This is a genomic window from Allobosea sp. Tri-44 (genome assembly GCF_004123845.1).
GTDB lineage: Bacteria > Pseudomonadota > Alphaproteobacteria > Rhizobiales > Beijerinckiaceae > Allobosea.
In genome coordinates this window covers 442,404-458,286 of sequence record NZ_NBDP01000030.1, presented here as the reverse complement: position 1 = coordinate 458,286, position 15,883 = coordinate 442,404, and the positions used below count along the sequence as shown (strand labels likewise).

12 protein-coding genes are annotated in these 15,883 nt (G+C 67.0%); 6 read left to right on the top strand and 6 right to left on the bottom strand.

Features of this window, described 5'->3' with window-relative positions:
* Positions 1–7 precede the first annotated feature (7 nt).
* Positions 8–772 (bottom strand): sulfite exporter TauE/SafE family protein, encoded by a 765-nt coding sequence (locus B6S44_RS18610; protein ID WP_129158362.1) that lies wholly within the window; start codon positions 770–772, stop codon positions 8–10.
* A 137-nt stretch (positions 773–909) separates the two neighbouring features.
* Between B6S44_RS18610 and B6S44_RS18605 the strand changes: the two genes are divergently transcribed.
* On the top strand, positions 910–2,334 hold the full coding sequence (locus B6S44_RS18605) for a lipopolysaccharide biosynthesis protein (RefSeq protein WP_164985882.1): 1,425 nt from the start codon (positions 910–912) through the stop codon (positions 2,332–2,334).
* 156 nt (positions 2,335–2,490) lie between these two features.
* Positions 2,491–3,303, top strand: coding sequence for a L,D-transpeptidase (locus B6S44_RS18600; RefSeq protein WP_465246123.1), 813 nt, complete (start codon positions 2,491–2,493; stop codon positions 3,301–3,303).
* 81 nt (positions 3,304–3,384) lie between these two features.
* On the opposite strand, the gene B6S44_RS18595 is transcribed toward B6S44_RS18600, so the two are convergent.
* The 3 genes from B6S44_RS18595 to B6S44_RS18585 form a co-directional block, all read right to left on the bottom strand.
* Positions 3,385–4,185 carry a DUF2076 domain-containing protein gene (locus B6S44_RS18595; protein ID WP_129158360.1) on the bottom strand — a complete coding sequence of 267 codons (801 nt, stop codon included), beginning with the start codon at positions 4,183–4,185 and terminating at the stop codon, positions 3,385–3,387.
* Between the two features lie 122 nt (positions 4,186–4,307).
* Positions 4,308–5,612, bottom strand: a complete 1,305-nt coding sequence (locus B6S44_RS18590; protein ID WP_129158359.1) for a UDP-glucose dehydrogenase family protein — start codon at positions 5,610–5,612, stop codon at positions 4,308–4,310.
* A 298-nt stretch (positions 5,613–5,910) separates the two neighbouring features.
* A complete protein-coding gene (locus B6S44_RS18585; RefSeq protein WP_129158866.1) occupies positions 5,911–6,609 on the bottom strand; it encodes a L,D-transpeptidase in 699 nt (232 codons plus the stop codon).
* A gap of 469 nt (positions 6,610–7,078) precedes the next feature.
* On the opposite strand from B6S44_RS18585, the gene B6S44_RS18580 reads away from it, so the two are divergent.
* On the top strand, positions 7,079–9,220 hold the full coding sequence (locus B6S44_RS18580; RefSeq protein ID WP_164985881.1) for a methyl-accepting chemotaxis protein: 2,142 nt from the start codon (positions 7,079–7,081) through the stop codon (positions 9,218–9,220).
* 6 nt (positions 9,221–9,226) lie between these two features.
* On the opposite strand, the gene B6S44_RS18575 is transcribed toward B6S44_RS18580, so the two are convergent.
* Together B6S44_RS18575 and B6S44_RS18570 are read right to left on the bottom strand one after the other, a co-directional pair.
* Positions 9,227–9,649 carry a globin domain-containing protein gene (locus B6S44_RS18575; protein WP_129158357.1) on the bottom strand — a complete coding sequence of 141 codons (423 nt, stop codon included), beginning with the start codon at positions 9,647–9,649 and terminating at the stop codon, positions 9,227–9,229.
* A gap of 115 nt (positions 9,650–9,764) precedes the next feature.
* Positions 9,765–11,174: an MATE family efflux transporter gene (locus B6S44_RS18570; RefSeq protein ID WP_248309648.1), complete on the bottom strand. Its 1,410-nt coding sequence runs from the start codon at positions 11,172–11,174 to the stop codon at positions 9,765–9,767.
* 185 nt (positions 11,175–11,359) lie between these two features.
* On the opposite strand from B6S44_RS18570, the gene B6S44_RS18565 reads away from it, so the two are divergent.
* From B6S44_RS18565 to B6S44_RS18555, 3 genes are all read left to right on the top strand, one after another.
* On the top strand, positions 11,360–12,589 hold the full coding sequence (locus tag B6S44_RS18565; RefSeq protein ID WP_129158356.1) for a M20 family metallo-hydrolase: 1,230 nt from the start codon (positions 11,360–11,362) through the stop codon (positions 12,587–12,589).
* Positions 12,590–12,603: 14 nt separating this feature from the next.
* Positions 12,604–14,016 carry an amidase gene (locus B6S44_RS18560; RefSeq protein ID WP_129158355.1) on the top strand — a complete coding sequence of 471 codons (1,413 nt, stop codon included), beginning with the start codon at positions 12,604–12,606 and terminating at the stop codon, positions 14,014–14,016.
* A 223-nt stretch (positions 14,017–14,239) separates the two neighbouring features.
* Positions 14,240–15,838, top strand: coding sequence for an ABC transporter substrate-binding protein (locus B6S44_RS18555; protein WP_129158354.1), 1,599 nt, complete (start codon positions 14,240–14,242; stop codon positions 15,836–15,838).
* Positions 15,839–15,883: the final 45 nt, after the last annotated feature.

Genomic DNA, 15,883 nt, shown 5'->3' with positions numbered 1-15,883 from the left:
CATGCTGCTATCGCAGCAATGCCAGCGCGGCATCGGCCGTCAGTTTCAGCGCCGCCACGGCGAGCAGGAGATAGCAGGCGAAGAACAGCCGCTTCTGGTCAAGCCGATCATGCAGCCAGCGCCCGATCCAGACGCCGATCGGCGCGGCCGGCAGCAAAGCGAGCGCCGCCCAGAGCGCCTGCGGCTGCTTTAAGCCCAGCGCGATATAGGGCGGCAGCTTCAGGAGGTTGCCGAGCATGAAAAAGGCGATGGTCGTGCCGACGAAGGCGGTCTTGGAGAGCCCGCGCGCCAGCAGGTACATGGCTACGGGCGGCCCACCCGCATGAGCAACGAAGGTGGTGAAGCCCGAAGCGGTGCCGGCCAACAGCGCCAAAGGCGGCGAGACGGGTAGCTGGCCGGGAGGCGCGACGCGTCCGCGCAGGAACCAATGGGCCGTGAAGGCGAGGGTGACGAGCCCGATGATCAGCGTGACGATGCGCGCATCGACGATGAGGAAGACCGCGTAGCCGATCGCGATGCCGGTGATCAGGCCGGGTATCAGCCAGACGAGATCCTTCTTCGACCAGGTCGAGGCGCCGAAGCTGCCGATGGCGACAAGGTCCATCGCCGCGACCAGCAACGCGACCATGATCGCCGCCTGCAAGGGATCGACCACCAGCGCCAGCAGCGGAATGCCGAGGATGGCGAGCCCGCCGCCGAAGGCGCCCTTGCCGATGCCGACGAGCAAGGTCGTCGCCCAGCCGACGAGATAGAACAGCGGATCGCCCGGCATCGGCTCAGCTTGCCGCGATGGCGGAGGGCGAGGACTGGTCGGCGTCCGCCTGGGAACCTGCGGTTTGGCGATTGGGCGGAATCAGCGCAGTCATGCGTTGCCAGTGCCAAGCTGGCCTGCCCCTTCGCGATGGCGTCATGACCGTTCTCCTGCCCTTCGTGATCAATGCCGGGCTGAACTTCGCCCTCGGGCTGCTCATTGCCTATTTCCTCGGCCCCGCCGAATTCGGCCGCTATGCCATCGGCGCGGCGATCATCGTCGTGCTCAACACCGCGCTGCTCGACTGGATAAGACTGTCTGCCGTCCGCTTCTACTCGCAGAAGAGCCGCGAGGAACAGCCGCAGATCGGGGCGACCCTCGATGTACTGAGCGCAGGCATGACCATAGCGCTCACCGGGCTGCTCGTCGCGGCCATCGTCGCCGGGGTCGATTTCGGCCTGCCGGCCATGCTGGTCGCCGCCTCGGTGCTGGGTGGCATCTGCGCCGGCCTGTTCGACTATCATGGCGCCATCGCCCGCGCCCGTTTCCTCGATGCGGCCTATGCCCGCCTGATCATCGTCAAGAACGTGCTGGCGCTGCTTTTGATGGTCGGCGGTGCCTGGTGGACGCGCGATCCGACGGTCGTGATGTTCGGCGGTGTCATCAGCGCCATGGCGGCGCTGCTGGCGGTGCGCCGTGCGCTCGCCGACGCGCCGCTCTCCTGGTCGGCGGCACGGTGCGACCTCGCGCTCGACTTCGCGCGCTACGCGCTGCCGATCGTCGGCGCGAACGCGATCTATTCGCTGATCCCGCTGCTCAACCGCTCGCTGCTCGCCGATGCCTATGGCTTTGCCGAGGCCGGCTATTTCTCGCTCGCGGCCGATATGGGCCTGCGCCTGTTCGGCACGCTCGCCGCGACGCTCGAGATCGTCATGCTGCGCGAGGTGCTGCGGCTGGATGAGGCGAAGGGCCGCCGCGCCGCGCAAAGGCGCATCGCCGCCAACCTCGTGATCGTGCTGATGGTGGCGTTGCCGGTGGCCGCCGGCCTATTCCTGGTGCTGCCGGCTTTCGAAAAGCTGCTCGTGCCGGTGGCTTTCCATGGCCACTTCGCCGCCTACATGCTGCTGCTGCTGCCCGGTTTCGTCGCGCTCACCATCTTCGCCGGCGGGCTCTATCCGGTCTTCCTGCTTGGCAAGCGCACGGGCCTGGTGACGCTGGCGGCCTGCACCGGCCTTCTCGCCAATGTCGCCCTGGTCTTCGCCGCCGGCACGCTCGGCCCGGAGCGCTATGCGCTCGGCCAGACCATCAGCTTCCTCGTCGTCCTCGTCATCACCGGCTGGGTGGGGCTGCGCTCGCTCCCGGTCCGCCCGAACTGGCGGGAGATCGGCATCATCGTCGCGGCGGTCGCGGTCATGGTGGCGGTTGTCTGGCCGCTCTCCGGCCGCCTCCCGCCCTTGCCGGAGTTGTTGCTGCAGGCCGCGCTCGGCGCCGCCATCTATGGCGGGCTGATGCTGGCCTTCGACGTGGCGCGCTGCCGGACATTGTTGCGGCTGTGGCTGGCCTTGCGCAAGCGGACCGCGTGAACCAGGCATTTACCGCGTTTGCTCGCCGATCGCTAAGGTTAATCGCCGGAATTCGAGCGATTAAGCCGGTTCCGGGCCGGGCAGAGTCAACGATTCACCATTCATTTCAACGCATCGCCTCACGCTTCTCGCCTGTTGTGTCGAGAGAGTTGCGTCATGCGTCCGCTCTATTTCGTTTCCCTCGTCGTCCTCGGCGGTGCCCTGCAGCTGTCGGGGCCGGCCAGCGCCCAGACCTATTGGCGGCCGGCCGATCCGATGGTCACGAACTCCACGGCCCGCGGCCAGTATGGCGGCGGCTTCATCGAGATGCTGATGACGGGGCAGGACCCCAGCTATGGCCGTGGCGGCGCCGTCTACAACCGGCCGCAGCGCGGCGCCTATGGCCAGCAGCCGGCGATGCGCCGCCTGTCCGATTATGAGGCGCCGGTTCCGATCCAGGGCGACCCGATGGAGCCGCGCCGCGAGCGTCGCTCCGCCGCGCTCGGCGAGCCGATGCCGGCCGAACGGCCGATCGCACGCACCCTCGATCCGCGCTTCCAGAAGCAGGAAGTCGCCTATAACGGCCCGCACAAGCCGGGCACCATCATCATCGACACGCCGCAGCGCTTCCTCTTCCTGGTCCAGCCCGGCGGCCGGGCCTTGCGCTACGGCATCGGCGTTGGCCGTCCCGGCTTCGAATGGGCCGGCATGAAGTCTGTGACACGCAAGGCCGAATGGCCGAGCTGGACGCCGCCGGCGGAGATGCTGAAGCGCCGGCCCGATCTGCCGCGCTTCATGGCCGGCGGCCCCGAAAATCCGATGGGCGCGCGCGCCATGTATCTCGGCTCGACCCTTTATCGCATCCACGGCACCAACGAGCCGAACACGATCGGCCAGGCCGTCTCCTCCGGCTGCATCCGCATGAATAACGAGGACGTGGTCGACCTCTACGAGCGGGTGCGTGTCGGCGCCAAGGTCCTGGTGATCTGAAACGCCCGATACGGCGCGCAAAGAAAAAGACCCGCCTGTCGCCAGGCGGGTCTCATTATTTTTAGTGGGGCAGTAGGCGTCTCAGGCCCAGTCGTCGTCCCCGCCGCCGGAGCCGTCGTCATAGCTGCCGTCGTCATAGCTGGCGTCCTGATAAGTGGGCTCCGGCTGGGCTTGCTGCGGCTCTGCAGCGGGCTGCTGGTCGGCCGCCGTCTGGGTATCCTTGGCCGCATCGCTGTTCTGCGAGGCGTCCTTGTTCTGCGCGGTGCTCGCCTCGGCCGGCTTGGCCTCACTCGCTGCGCTCTTGTTGCCGCCGAGCGCATTCATCAGCATGTTGCCAGCAACCATGCCGCCGGCAACGCCGGCCGCCGTCGTCAGCGCGCTTGCCATGAAGCCGCCGCCGCCGCGAGCCGGGGGCTGCTGCGCCGGCTGGTTCTGCCAGGTGCCGGGTGCGGGTGCAGCGGCCGTGCCCTGCTGCGGCGCCATGCCCTGGTTGCCCGGCTGGCCGCCCCAGGGCGGGGAGGCCGGTTGCGGCTGGCCGCGCTGCGGGAAGGATGGCACCGAGCCGCTGCGGGCCGGCTGGCTCGCGCCGCCGCCACCGAAGATGCCCGACAGGAAGCCGCCAGATTGCTGGGCTGGAGCCGGTGCAGGCGGTTGATTGCGCAACTGCTCGACCTCGGCCTGCAACTGCTCGATCTGGCCCTGCATGCTGGTGAGCGCCTGCTCCTGCACATAGACCGACTGCGCCATCGCATAGACGGCATAGGGCTGCTCGCGGAGGCGGTCAGCGATGAAACGCTCAGCCTCGGGGTCGCGGGGCTGGTTGGCCGCCTGACGCAGGCGGTCGAAAATCCCGGCGATCACGTCGCGTTCTTGCGGCGTCATCGTCATCTCCTCTCGATGTTGGACAAGGCGGTCGCCCTGTCGCATCGAAAGGTGGTGACGGCTTATGACGCTATCAAGGCGGTGCCTCGGCGCCTTTCTGTTGCGCCGAAAAAGACCTGCCTTCAGGCGTTGCCGACGTTGACATAGGTGAAGCCGCGCGCGTGCATCTCGCCGGAGCGGTAGATGTTGCGCAGATCGACCACGACGGGGTGACGCAGCGCTGCCTTGACGCGGCCGAGATCGAGCGCGCGGAAGGCGTCCCATTCGGTCACGATCACCAGCGCATCGGCACCATCGAGGCAGGAATAGGCGTCGGGCGCGTAGGTGATCTCGGGCATCAGCGCCTTGGCGCTGGCCATCGCCTCGGGGTCATAGGCGGTGACCTCGGCGCCCGCGTCGAGCAGCGCCGTCACGATCGAGAGCGAGGGCGCCTCGCGCATGTCGTCGGTGTTCGGTTTGAAGGCGAGGCCGAGGATGGCGATGCGCTTGGCCCTGACCGAGCCGCCACAGGCCGCGATCACCTTGCGCGCCATCGCCCGCTTGCGCTGGTCGTTGACCGCGACCACCGTCTCGACCAGGCGCAAGGGGCTTTCCATATCCTGCGCCGTCTTGATCAAAGCGAGCGTGTCCTTCGGGAAGCAGGAGCCGCCATAGCCGGGCCCCGCATGCAGGAACTTGCCGCCGATGCGGTTGTCGAGGCCGATGCCGCGCGCCACCTCCTGGACATTGGCGCCGACCCGCTCGCACAGGTCGGCGATCTCGTTGATGAAGGTGATCTTGGTCGCGAGGAACGCGTTGCCGGCGTATTTGATCAGCTCCGACGTTCGCCGCGCGGTGAACAGCAGCGGCGCGGCATTGAGATAGAGCGGCCGGTAGATATCTTCCATCACCTTGCGGGCGCGGTCGTCCTCGGTCCCGATCACGATGCGGTCGGGCCGTTTGAAGTCCGCGATCGCGGCGCCCTCGCGCAGGAATTCCGGATTGGAGACGACAGCGAAGTCTGCGTCGGGCCGGGCCTCGCGCATGATCCGCTCGACCTCGTCGCCGGTGCCGACCGGCACGGTCGACTTGGTGACGACGACGGTGAAGCCCTCGATCGCCGCGACGACGTCGCGCGCCGCCTGGTGCACATAGGAGAGGTCGGCATGGCCGTCGCCGCGGCGCGAAGGCGTGCCGACGGCGATGAAGACGGCATCGGCCGCCGCGACCGGTCCGGCGAGCTCGGTGGTGAAGGAGAGCCGCCCGGCGCGGACATTGTTGGCGACGAGGTCGTCGAGGCCGGGTTCGAAGATCGGGATCTCACCGCGCTTCAGGGCCGCGATCTTGCCGGCATCTGTGTCGACGCAGGTCACCTCATGGCCGAAATCGGCGAAGCAGGCTCCCGAGACCAGGCCGACATAGCCTGAACCGATCATCGTCACGCGCATCTGGCGTTCTCACCATCCGGCCGGCGGCCTGCCGGCCCGCAGGGCGTATCGCAAAACTGCGCCGAGGCAAATCGCTGCCGCGCGCATCGGCTTTCCGCGCGGTATGGGGATCGTGGGTAACGCTGGCGTGACGACATGGCCGAAGGCAGCTGCAACAGCTGCCTTCGGGGTAGGCCGGGTGGGATGGGACTAGAGCAATTCCAGCAAAAGTGCGTAGCGGTTTTGCGTCCGGAATTGCTTGAAACAAGGAGATAGAGCCTTGGAGGCGAACCTGTGTTTGCCGGAAACGCTCTAGATCTCAGATGTCGTCCGGCGGCAGCGGCGCGTCGGTCTCGTCGAGCTCCGGCTCGGAGATCGGATTGCGGTTCAGCACGACCACCGTGGTGCCGGTCGGAACGCGGCTGTGCAGATCGATGATGTCCTGGTTGAACAGGCGGATGCAGCCGGAGGATACGGCCTTGCCGATCGACCACGGTTCGGTAGTGCCATGGATGCGGTAGAGCGTGTCGCGATTGCCCTGGTAGAGGTAGAGCGCACGCGCACCGAGGGGGTTCTCGATCCCGCCGGCCATGCCGCCGGCCCAAGGCCTGTTCCGCTCGGGCTCGCGGGCGACCATGGCGGCAGTCGGCGTCCAGCGCGGCCATTCCGCCTTGCGGGCCACGGTAGCGCGGCCGCGCCAGGACATGCCCTGCTTGCCGACGCCGATGCCGTAACGGATGGCGCGGCCGTTCTCGCGCACCAGGTAGAGGAAGCGGGCCGAGGTATCGACAATGATCGTGCCCGGTGCCTCCGGGGTCCGGTAGTTGACCTCCTGGCGCAGGAAGCGCGTGTCGACCTCGTCGATGTCGGTCGCCGGCAGCGGATGTCTCTCGTCCGGCCGCTCGTCATACATCGACAGGAAGGCGGCGTTCTGATGGGTCGGTGTGCGCGCCTCGAAGGGCTGCTGCGGGCCGGTGACGCAGCCGGCCAGGCCGACGGGCAAGAAGGCCGAGGCCATCGTCAGGAAGCGGCGGCGGGAACAGGTGGCGGAGGCATCAGGCTGGGGGGAGGACATAACTCGGCTCTTTGTGGGACGGCTGGCAGCGGAAACATGCGAATTGCCGACAAGTTCCAATGAGTTCCCGTCGGCTGACCCCTTCCACTTCACGGCTTGGCATGGCGGTGGGGTGAAAAGGATGTGGCGAAACTATGGCCAACGCAGAGCGTGGCTGGAATGTCACAGTGAGGTATGCTGGCACCGCATGGCGGTGGGATTGCCATCTGTGCGTGCGCATGCCTGCTTATGCAGCAAGAAAGGAGTGTTTATGCCGTGTTTTGAGCCAGAATTCCTGGAATTGAAACCGTTTTAAAGGGCCCTTTAACCGTTACCGGCAAAGCTTTTTAAGCCTCATCGGCTTCGGTGCCTGTTCATGCCGAAAGTTTATGCGCCGGTCACGCTCCGACCGTGCGGAAGCACGAGCAAGAATATGAAATCGATCCGCTTCAAGGTGCTGGCGATGCTGGGGATCGTCGCCGCGGGCGCGATCCTCTCGGCGGCCCTGAGCCTTTATGCTCTTTCGCGCTCCAGCGACCTCAATGCGCGCTCCGACATTCAGGGCGAGATCACGCTGGTGACTGAACGGATCAATACGCAGGTCTTCGCCGTGGTGATGGATTCCCGCGGCATCTACATGTCGAAGGATGCCAAGGAGGCTGAGGCCTTCGCCAAGCCGAAGGAGGCGCGCTTCCCGGTGATGCGCAAGCTCGCCGCCGATCTGGTCGCCCTGGTGCCGGCGGCAGAACGCGAGACCGCGCTCAAGCTGCAGAAATCGGTCGAGGAGTTCATCGCCTTCCGCAGCGAGACCATCCGGCTCGGTCGCGAGGTCTCGACCGCCGCCGCCAACCAGCAGGGCAATAACGACCTGAACCGGGCCAACCGAAAGGCGTTGAACGACCAGCTGGTCGCCTTCGGCAAGCGCAATGAGGAGGTGGGCAGCAGGCTCGGCGCCGAGGCGGCCGATTTCACGCGTCAGATCCAGTGGATTCTGCCTTTGATACTGCTCTCGACGCTGATTGCCTCGATCGCAGCGGCAGTGCTGTTCGCGCAACGCTCGATCACCCGTCCGCTGCTCGATCTCGGTGCCAGCATGAGCCGACTCACCACCGGCGAGACTGACATCGCGGTTCCGCACACCAAGCGGCAGGACGAAATCGGCGACATGGCGCGTGCCGTCGCCGTGCTGCGCCAGAGCACTGAGCAGGTCGCGCTGCTGCAGGAGCAGGAGCGGGCCGCTTCGGCGGCGCGGATCCGCTCGGCCGATGCGATGGCGTCGGTTGTCTCGGATGTGGGGGAAGTTGTCGCGGCTGCGGCGGCAGGCGATTTCTCGGCGAGGCTTCAGATCGAAGACGCCGATGAGCAGATGCAGAAACTGGTTGCCGGCATCAACGAGATCAACGCCGTGGTCGACAATGCCACGACCGAGTTCGTCGAGGTGTTGCGCGCGCTGGCGACGGGGGACCTCACCCGGCAGGTGCCGACGGCCTATCACGGCCGCTTCGCCGAGCTGAAGGACGCGGTCAACGAGACGATCGAGCGGCTCGCCACGACGGTTCGGACGATCCAGCTGACGTCTTCGGAGGTCGGCATGGCGGCACGCGAGATCAACACCGGCGCGGACGACCTGTCGAAGCGCACCGAGGAGCAGGCCTCTTCGCTGGAGGAGACAGCGGCGACGACGGAGGAACTGGCGGCCTCGGTGAAGGCCTCGGCGCAAGGCGCGCGCCAGGCGGCGGCGATCGCGGAGGAGGCGATGAAGGCGGCCCAGGACGGCGGCGCCATCGCCGGCGAAGCCGTCGCGGCCATGGCCCGGATCGAAGAGGCCTCGAAGAAGATCTCCGACATCATCCGGGTGATCGACGACATCGCCTTCCAGACCAATCTGCTGGCGCTGAACGCGGCGGTCGAAGCCGCCCGCGCCGGCGATGCCGGCAAGGGCTTCGCCGTGGTGGCGAGCGAGGTCCGCACCCTCGCCCAGCGCTCCAGCGAGGCGGCCAAGGACATCTCCGGCTTGATCTCCTCCTCGAACAGTGAGGTCGAGACCGGCGTCAAGCTGGTGCGCCGGGCCGGCGACTCGCTGGAGAAGATCCTGTCGGCCTCGCAGAAGGTCACCGGCACGATCCAGGAGATCTCGGCGGCCTCGGCCGAGCAGGCCCATGGCATCGACGAAATGAGCCAGGCGGTTGCCCATCTTGACGAGATGACGCAGGCCAACGCGGCGCTCGCCGAACAGAGCGCCGCCTCGGCCGGGGCGCTGTCAGGCCGGATCGGCGAGCTCAACACGCTGGTGGCGAGCTTCCGGACGGGAGACAATGGGCTTGCCCGTGCTCCGGCTGCGGCGGTCCCCGTCGCTAGGCCGGTGGCCACCCGCATAGCCAGGCCCAGCGTCAGGCCGTCTGCGCCCACCGCCGCGACGGCGCCCGAATCTGAGCCCGAGCGGCTGCGCCAGCTCGCCGAGGCCGCCTTCGCCCAGAGCAAGGCCGCCGCACCACGCCGCGAGCGTCCGGCGCCTGCTCCGGCCCGCAAGGCCGCTAACGGTCGCGCCGGAGACGATGGCTGGGAAGAGTTCTAGGAAGCGCTAGGCCGAACGTCGGCTTGGTGTTTCGGCAGACAACATCGTCTTCGCCATCTGGCCGTAGAGCTCGGTCCAGGCGGCTCTCGTCTGTGTGGTGAAGTCGGCCCCCAGCGACGTCTCCAGGGTCCAGAGCAGGGCGCTGCCGACAGCCTCGTAGTGCTCCGGCTGGACGCCATAGTTGCGATGGCGCTCGCCCAGTCGCGCGAGCAGGACATTGAGGCCGCCGGGGTCGTTGAGCATGGCGAGCGCGACCGTTAGCGTTTCCATCAGCTTGGCCGCTTGGCCCTGGATATCCGTCTTGAAGAGCGCCCGTGTGCTGGGCGCGGTGGTGAACAGCCGCTCATAGAACAGGCATGCCGTCTCGATCTTGCGCCGATGCAGCTGCGCGAAGCTCGACCGTACCAGCGCGATATCTTGCGGCGTCACGACCTTCCCCCCTTCAGCGTTGCAGCATGAGGGATCGTTTCGGAGATTCTCCGCCAATTCATGTGGAAGTGCAACCCAGAGTTAGCGAATTCTTGCGAATAAGAGGCAGTTAACTCTACGAGGCTCGCGCGCTGGCGCCCTTTGTCAGGCCGAGCCGCTCGCGGGCGAACCAGCGCGCCAGCATCAGCGCGGCGACGATCGCGAGCCCGACCGCAAGCCCGATCCAGATGCCGACGCCGGCGAGCGGCGTCAGGAAGCCGAGAGCGGCCGAGAGCGGCAGGCCGATTCCCCAATATCCCAGGCCGGCAAACAGCATCGGTACCCGCGTATCGCGCAGGCCACGCAGGATCGAGACGCCGACCACCTGCACGCCGTCGACGATCTGAAAGATCGCCGCATAGAACAGGAACACCATGGCGAGCTGCGCCACCTCGGTGGCGCGCGGCTTGCTGGCGTCGAGGAACGGCACGACCAGCCAATGCGGGATGAGAAGCATCAGCAGGGCGGTGAAGCACATGAAGGCGGTGGCGAGCACGATCGCCGTCGCACCGGCCCGGGCGATGCCCTCGCTGTCGCCGGCGCCGAAGGCGCGCCCGACCCTGACCGTCCCGGCCTGGCCAATGCCCATCGGCACCATGAAGCATAGCGAGGCGATCTGGATCGCGATCGCATGGGCGGCGAGCGAGGTCGGGCCGAGCAGCCCCATCAGGAAGGCGGCGCCGTTGAAGATCCAGACCTCGAAGCCGACCGTCGTGCCGATCGGCAGGCCCATCCGCCAGAAGGCGCGGTAACGGCTCCAGTCCGGCCGCCAGAAGCGGCCGAACAGGTGATAGCGCCGGAAGCGCCGGTCGAGAGAGACCACCATGGCGAGGCCGGCGAACATCAGCGTCGAGGCCAGCGCCGTCGCCATCCCCGAGCCGGGCAGGCCGAGCGCCGGGAAGCCGAGCCGTCCGAACATCAGCACCCAGTTGGCGAAGGCGTTGAAGACGACCGCGAAGAGCACGGTCACGAAGACCCAGAACGGCCGCTGCAGCGCCGCCAGGAAGCCGCGCAGGACGAGATAGCAATAGAAGGGCAGGAGCCCCCATTGCAGCGTGTGCAGATAGGAGGCGGCGGCCTTCGCCAGCGCCGGATCCTGGCCCATTGCCTTGAGGATCGTTTCGGCCTGCCAGAGGCAGAGCCACATCGGCCCGGCCATGGTCGCCGCCACCCAGAATCCCTGGCGCACGGTGCGGCGCACATCGCGAACCGAGTGCCGGTTCCGTCCGAGCTCGATCGCAACCATCGGTGCAACCGCCGCCATCACGCCGATGCCGAAGATCAGGAAGGCCATGTAGAGATTGGAGGCGAGCGCGCCGGCCGCCAGCGCGTCCGGGCCGAGCTGGCCCATCATCACGACGTCGGTCGCCGTCATCGCCGTCTGCGCGACATTGGTCAGGACCATCGGCCAGCTCAGCGCCAGCATGGCCTTGACCTCGGTGAGCCAGGGGCTCGCCGACCGATAGGGAAGGGCAATCTGCGACATGACTGCCTTTTATCTGGGCAGATTGCTCCTTCACAGCCCTTGTCGCGCCGGGGCGAGCCGCGCTCTGCGCGGGGCGCGCTGCCGGTCCGCGCGGCAACGCTAATTCTGCCTCTTGCGCGTACGGCCCGGTTCCTGCCTGCTGCGCATCTCGACCAAACCATGCCTGCCTGCGGAGAGCCGACGAGATGAGCACCAACCTGCGGATCGATGGGGAGCGCCTGGTATCGCGACTGGCCGCCTTGTCGAAGATCGGCGCGACGCCGGAAGGCGGCTGCCGGCGGCTGGCGCTGACCGACGAGGACAAGCAAGGCCGCGACTGGCTGGTCGGCGAGCTGAAGGCGCTCGGCCTCGATGTTCGGGTCGATGCGATCGGCAACATCGTCGGCATCCTCAAGGGCCAGGAAGACGGGCCGGCGGTGATCATGGGCTCGCATATCGACACGGTCGGTACCGGCGGTCGCTTCGACGGCGCGCTCGGAGTGATCGGCGGCGTCGAGGTGCTGGCGGCGCTGCGCGATGCTGGGCTGACCCCCAAGCGCGACATGGCGGTGATCGCCTTCACCAATGAGGAAGGCGCGCGTTTCCATCCCGACATGCTCGGATCCTATGTCTGGGCCGGCGGCATGAGTGTCGAGGCCGCCCACGCCGAGCTCGATGCCGACGGCGCCGTGCTCGGGACCGAACTGGAGCGCATCGGCTATCACGGTGTGGAGCAGCCGGGCTTCCTGCCGGCGCATGCCTATCTCGAACTGCACATCGAGCAGGGGCCGGTGCTGGAGAGCGAAGGCGGCGGGCTGGGTGCCGTCACCGGCATTCAGGCGATCTGCTGGCTCGAGCTGACCCTGACCGGGCGGCCGAGCCATGCCGGCACGACGCCGATGCGCTATCGCAAGGATCCCGGCCTCGCCGCAGCGCGGATCAATATCTTCGCCAACGAGCTGACCAAGACGATCCCGGGCCAGCTCGCCAATTCCGGCGTGATTCGCATCCGGCCCGGTAACGTCAACGTCGTGCCGGAAACCGTGGTGATGACGCTCGACCTGCGCAATCCGTTGGATGCGCCGCTCGCTGAAGCCGAGGCGGCGGTGCGTAAGTTCTGCGCCGAATTGTCGGCGCGCGACGACATCGCGATCAGCTTCCGTGACCTCGCCCGCTTCCCGGCGACACCCTTCGCCGAGGAGCTGATCGCCAATGTCGAGGCGAGCGCCGCCGAGTTTGGCCTGCCGATTCGTCGGATGATCTCGGGCGCCGGCCATGACGCGCAGATGATGTCGCGCCTCTGCCCGACGGCGATGGTCTTCATCCCCTCGATCGGCGGGCTCTCGCATAACCCGGCCGAGCTCAGCAGCGACGACGACATGGTCGCCGGCGCCAATGTCCTGCTCAGCGCCGCCTGGCGCGCCGCCAACGCCTGACGGGGATACTGCCGATGACCGCTATCGCTTCGTTGTCCGCCACCGAGCTCGGCGGCCTCTACGCCGCGCGCGAACTCTCCCCGGTCGAGGTCGCCCGGGACGCGCTCGCCCGCATCGACCGTTTCGAGCCGGAGGTGAATGCCTTCGTCGTCCGCGACGAGGGCGTGACGCTCGCCATGGCTGAGGCCGCGGAGGCGCGCTGGCTGAAAGGCGAGGCGCTCGGTCCGCTCGACGGCGTGCCGGTGACGATCAAGGACAATCTCGGCGTTGCCGGCTGGCCGATGCGGCGCGGCTCGGCAGTCGCCTCCGACGCGCCGTACCAGCAGGATGCCCCAGCGACGGCGCGCCTGCGCGAGGCTGGCTGTGTCTTCCTCGGCAAGACGAGCATGCCGGAATATGGCTGGAAGGGCGTCGGCGATTCACCGCTCTCCGGCATTACCCGCAATCCCTGGGACGTCTCGACCGGCCCGGGCGGGTCTTCGTCGGGAGCAGCCGTCGCCGCGGCGCTCAATCTCGGCTGCATCCATCTCGGTACCGATGGCGCCGGCTCGGTCCGCATCCCGGCCGCCTTCTGCGGCGTCTTCGGCCTGAAGCCGACCTATGGCCGGGTACCGGCCTGGCCCGCCTCGGTCATGGGTTTCCTGGCCCATCTCGGCCCGCTCACCCGCACCGTACGCGATTCGGCCCTCGCCATGAATGCGATCGGCCGTCCCGATGCGCGTGACATGACCGCTTTCAAGGACATGCCGCCCGATTTCACGGCAGGGCTAGATCGCGGTGTGCGCGGCTTGCGCGTCGCCTGGTCGCCACGCCTCGGCGGCGACGTTTCGGTCGATCCCGAGATCGCGGCTCTGGCGCACGCGGCGGCACTGGCGTTCCGCGAGCTTGGCGCGACGGTGGAGGAGGTCGATCCCGGCTTCGACGACCCGATCGCGACGTTGATGACGCTCTGGTCCGCTGGTGCGGCCCTGGGCTTGCGCAGCATAGATGCAGCAGGGCGTGCCCAGATGGACCCCGGCCTCGTTGCGGTTGCCGAGATGGGTGAGCGGATCGACAGCGCGGCCTATGTCGATGCCCTGCTGTATCAACGCAACGCGCTCGCCTACCAGATGGCGCAATTCCACGAGCGTTTCGATCTCCTGCTGACGCCGACGCTGCCGCTGCCGGCCTTCGCCGTCGGCCGCAATACGCCCGAGCACGGCGCTTATGGCGAAGACTGGACGCGCTGGACACCTCTGACCTACCCGTTCAACATCACGCAGCAGCCGGCTGCTGCCGTGCCGTGCGGACTGACTTCGACCGGATTGCCAGCGAGCCTGCAGATCGTCGGGGCTTTCGGCAACGATCAGCTCGTGATGCAGGCCGCCGCGGCCTTCGAGGCGGCGCGGCCCTTTGCTCGCGTCGACGCGCCGATCAAATCGATTTAGGTGGATCAGCGCAATTTTCTGCGACGGCATCCCGGCTTTGCGTGTCGTTTGCTTGCAAACGATGTCGTGAGCCGCAAACCGGTTCCGTCTGGCACAAACCCTGCAGGGTCAATTCTTGTCGTAGCGACCCGTCAAGCGTGTTGTCAGGTGCAGGTTTTTCTGCCCACACTCTAGGCAAGGTCGCCCGATCAGAGGCCGCCGCCGCTTCAGGGGAGAGTACAAGATGGACCGCAGGAATTTTCTGAAGACCGCCGCCGGGACCGGCGTTCTGGCAGCAACCGGCGGTCTCGCCATGCCGGCGCTCTCGCAAGGCGCTGCAGCCAAGACGCTGCGTTTCGTGCCGCAGGCCAATCTCGCCAATTTCGACCCGATCTGGGGAACGCAATACGTCGTCCGCAATGCCGCAGCATTGGTCTGGGACACGCTCTACGGCATCGATTCGAAGTTCCAGCCGCAGCGCCAGATGGTCGAGGGCGAGGAGGTCTCCGCCGATGGGTTGACCTGGACTTTCAAGCTGCGCTCTGGCCTCAAGTTCCATGACGGCACGCCGGTGCTCGCCAAGGACGTGGTGCAGAGCCTGAAGCGCTGGCAGGCCCGCGATCCGATGGGCCTGATGATCAGGGCGATCGAGAACGAGCTCTCCGCAGTCGACGATCGCACCTGGAAGTGGCAGCTGAAGCAGCCCTTCCCCAAGATGCTGCTGGCGCTCGCCAAGAACAACGCGCCGTGCTCCTTCATCATGCCCGAGCGCATCGCCAAGACCGATCCGTTCACGCAAATCACCGAATATGTCGGCTCCGGGCCGATGAAGTTCGCCCGCAATGAATGGGTGCCGGGCGCCAAGGCCGTCTTTGAGAAGTTCGCCGACTATGTGCCGCGCTCCGAGAAGGCCGACTGGCTCGCCGGCGGCAAGAACATCCTGGTCGACCGCGTCGAATGGGTGATCATCCCCGATGCCGCGACCGCAGCGGCGGCGCTGCAGAGCGGCGAGGTCGACTGGTGGGAGACCCCGCTCTCCGATCTCGTGCCGGTCCTCAAGGCTCACAAGGACATCAACGTCGATATCGGCGATCCGCTCGGCAATATCGGCGCCTTCCGCATGAACCACCTGCACCCGCCCTTCAACAATCTGAAGGTGCGCCAGGCGGTGCTGACGGCGATGAACCAGGAAGACTTCATGCGCTCGATCGTCGGCGACGACGACAAGCTCTGGAAGCCGTTGCCCGGCTTCTTCACCCCTGGCACGCCGCTCTACACCGAGGCCGGTGGCGACATGCTGAAGATGAAGAACGTCGCGGCCGCCAAGAAGCTCATCGCCGAGTCCGGCTACAATGGCGAGCCGGTGATCTGCGTGGTGGCGCAGGACATGTCGGCGACCAAGGCGATGGGCGACGTCACCGCCGAGCTGCTCAAGAGCATCGGCCTGAAGGTCGATTTCGTCGCCACCGACTGGGGTACGGTCGGCGCGCGGCGCGCCCAGAAGACCCCGCCGAGCCAGGGTGGCTGGAGCATGTTCCACACCTGGCATGCCGGCGCGGACTGCATCAACCCGTCATCCTACACCGCGATCCGCGCCAATGGCGACAAGGCCTGGTTCGGCTGGCCGGACGTGCCGGCGGTCGAGGCCGAGGTCACCAACTGGTTCAATGCCAAGGATCAGGCCGAGGAGAAGGCGGCGATGGACCGCCTCAACAAGGCAGCCGTCGAGAACGTCGTCTTTGCGCCGACCGGTTTCTATCTCGGCTACCAGGCCTGGCGGAAGAATGTCACCGGCGTGACGAGCGGCCCGCTGCCCTTCTTCTGGAACGTCGCGAAGGGCTGAGACCAGAGCAAGCCTGTCCCGGATATCGCCGGGGCACGGCCAAAT

Bases quoted from the DNA above. Each gene is read 5' to 3' on its own strand.
- B6S44_RS18600 (WP_465246123.1), top strand. From the start codon at position 2,491: ATGCGTCCGCTCTATTTCGTTTCCCTCGTCGTCCTCGGCGGTGCCCTG.
- B6S44_RS18560 (WP_129158355.1), top strand. From the start codon at position 12,604: ATGACCGCTATCGCTTCGTTGTCCGCCACCGAGCTCGGCGGCCTCTAC.
- B6S44_RS18570 (WP_248309648.1), bottom strand. From the start codon at position 11,174: ATGTCGCAGATTGCCCTTCCCTATCGGTCGGCGAGCCCCTGGCTCACC.
- B6S44_RS18565 (WP_129158356.1), top strand. From the start codon at position 11,360: ATGAGCACCAACCTGCGGATCGATGGGGAGCGCCTGGTATCGCGACTG.
- B6S44_RS18555 (WP_129158354.1), top strand. From the start codon at position 14,240: ATGGACCGCAGGAATTTTCTGAAGACCGCCGCCGGGACCGGCGTTCTG.
- B6S44_RS18610 (WP_129158362.1), bottom strand. From the start codon at position 772: ATGCCGGGCGATCCGCTGTTCTATCTCGTCGGCTGGGCGACGACCTTG.
- B6S44_RS18595 (WP_129158360.1), bottom strand. From the start codon at position 4,185: ATGACGCCGCAAGAACGCGACGTGATCGCCGGGATTTTCGACCGCCTG.
- B6S44_RS18590 (WP_129158359.1), bottom strand. From the start codon at position 5,612: ATGCGCGTGACGATGATCGGTTCAGGCTATGTCGGCCTGGTCTCGGGA.
- B6S44_RS18580 (WP_164985881.1), top strand. From the start codon at position 7,079: ATGAAATCGATCCGCTTCAAGGTGCTGGCGATGCTGGGGATCGTCGCC.
- B6S44_RS18605 (WP_164985882.1), top strand. From the start codon at position 910: ATGACCGTTCTCCTGCCCTTCGTGATCAATGCCGGGCTGAACTTCGCC.
- B6S44_RS18585 (WP_129158866.1), bottom strand. From the start codon at position 6,609: ATGGCCTCGGCCTTCTTGCCCGTCGGCCTGGCCGGCTGCGTCACCGGC.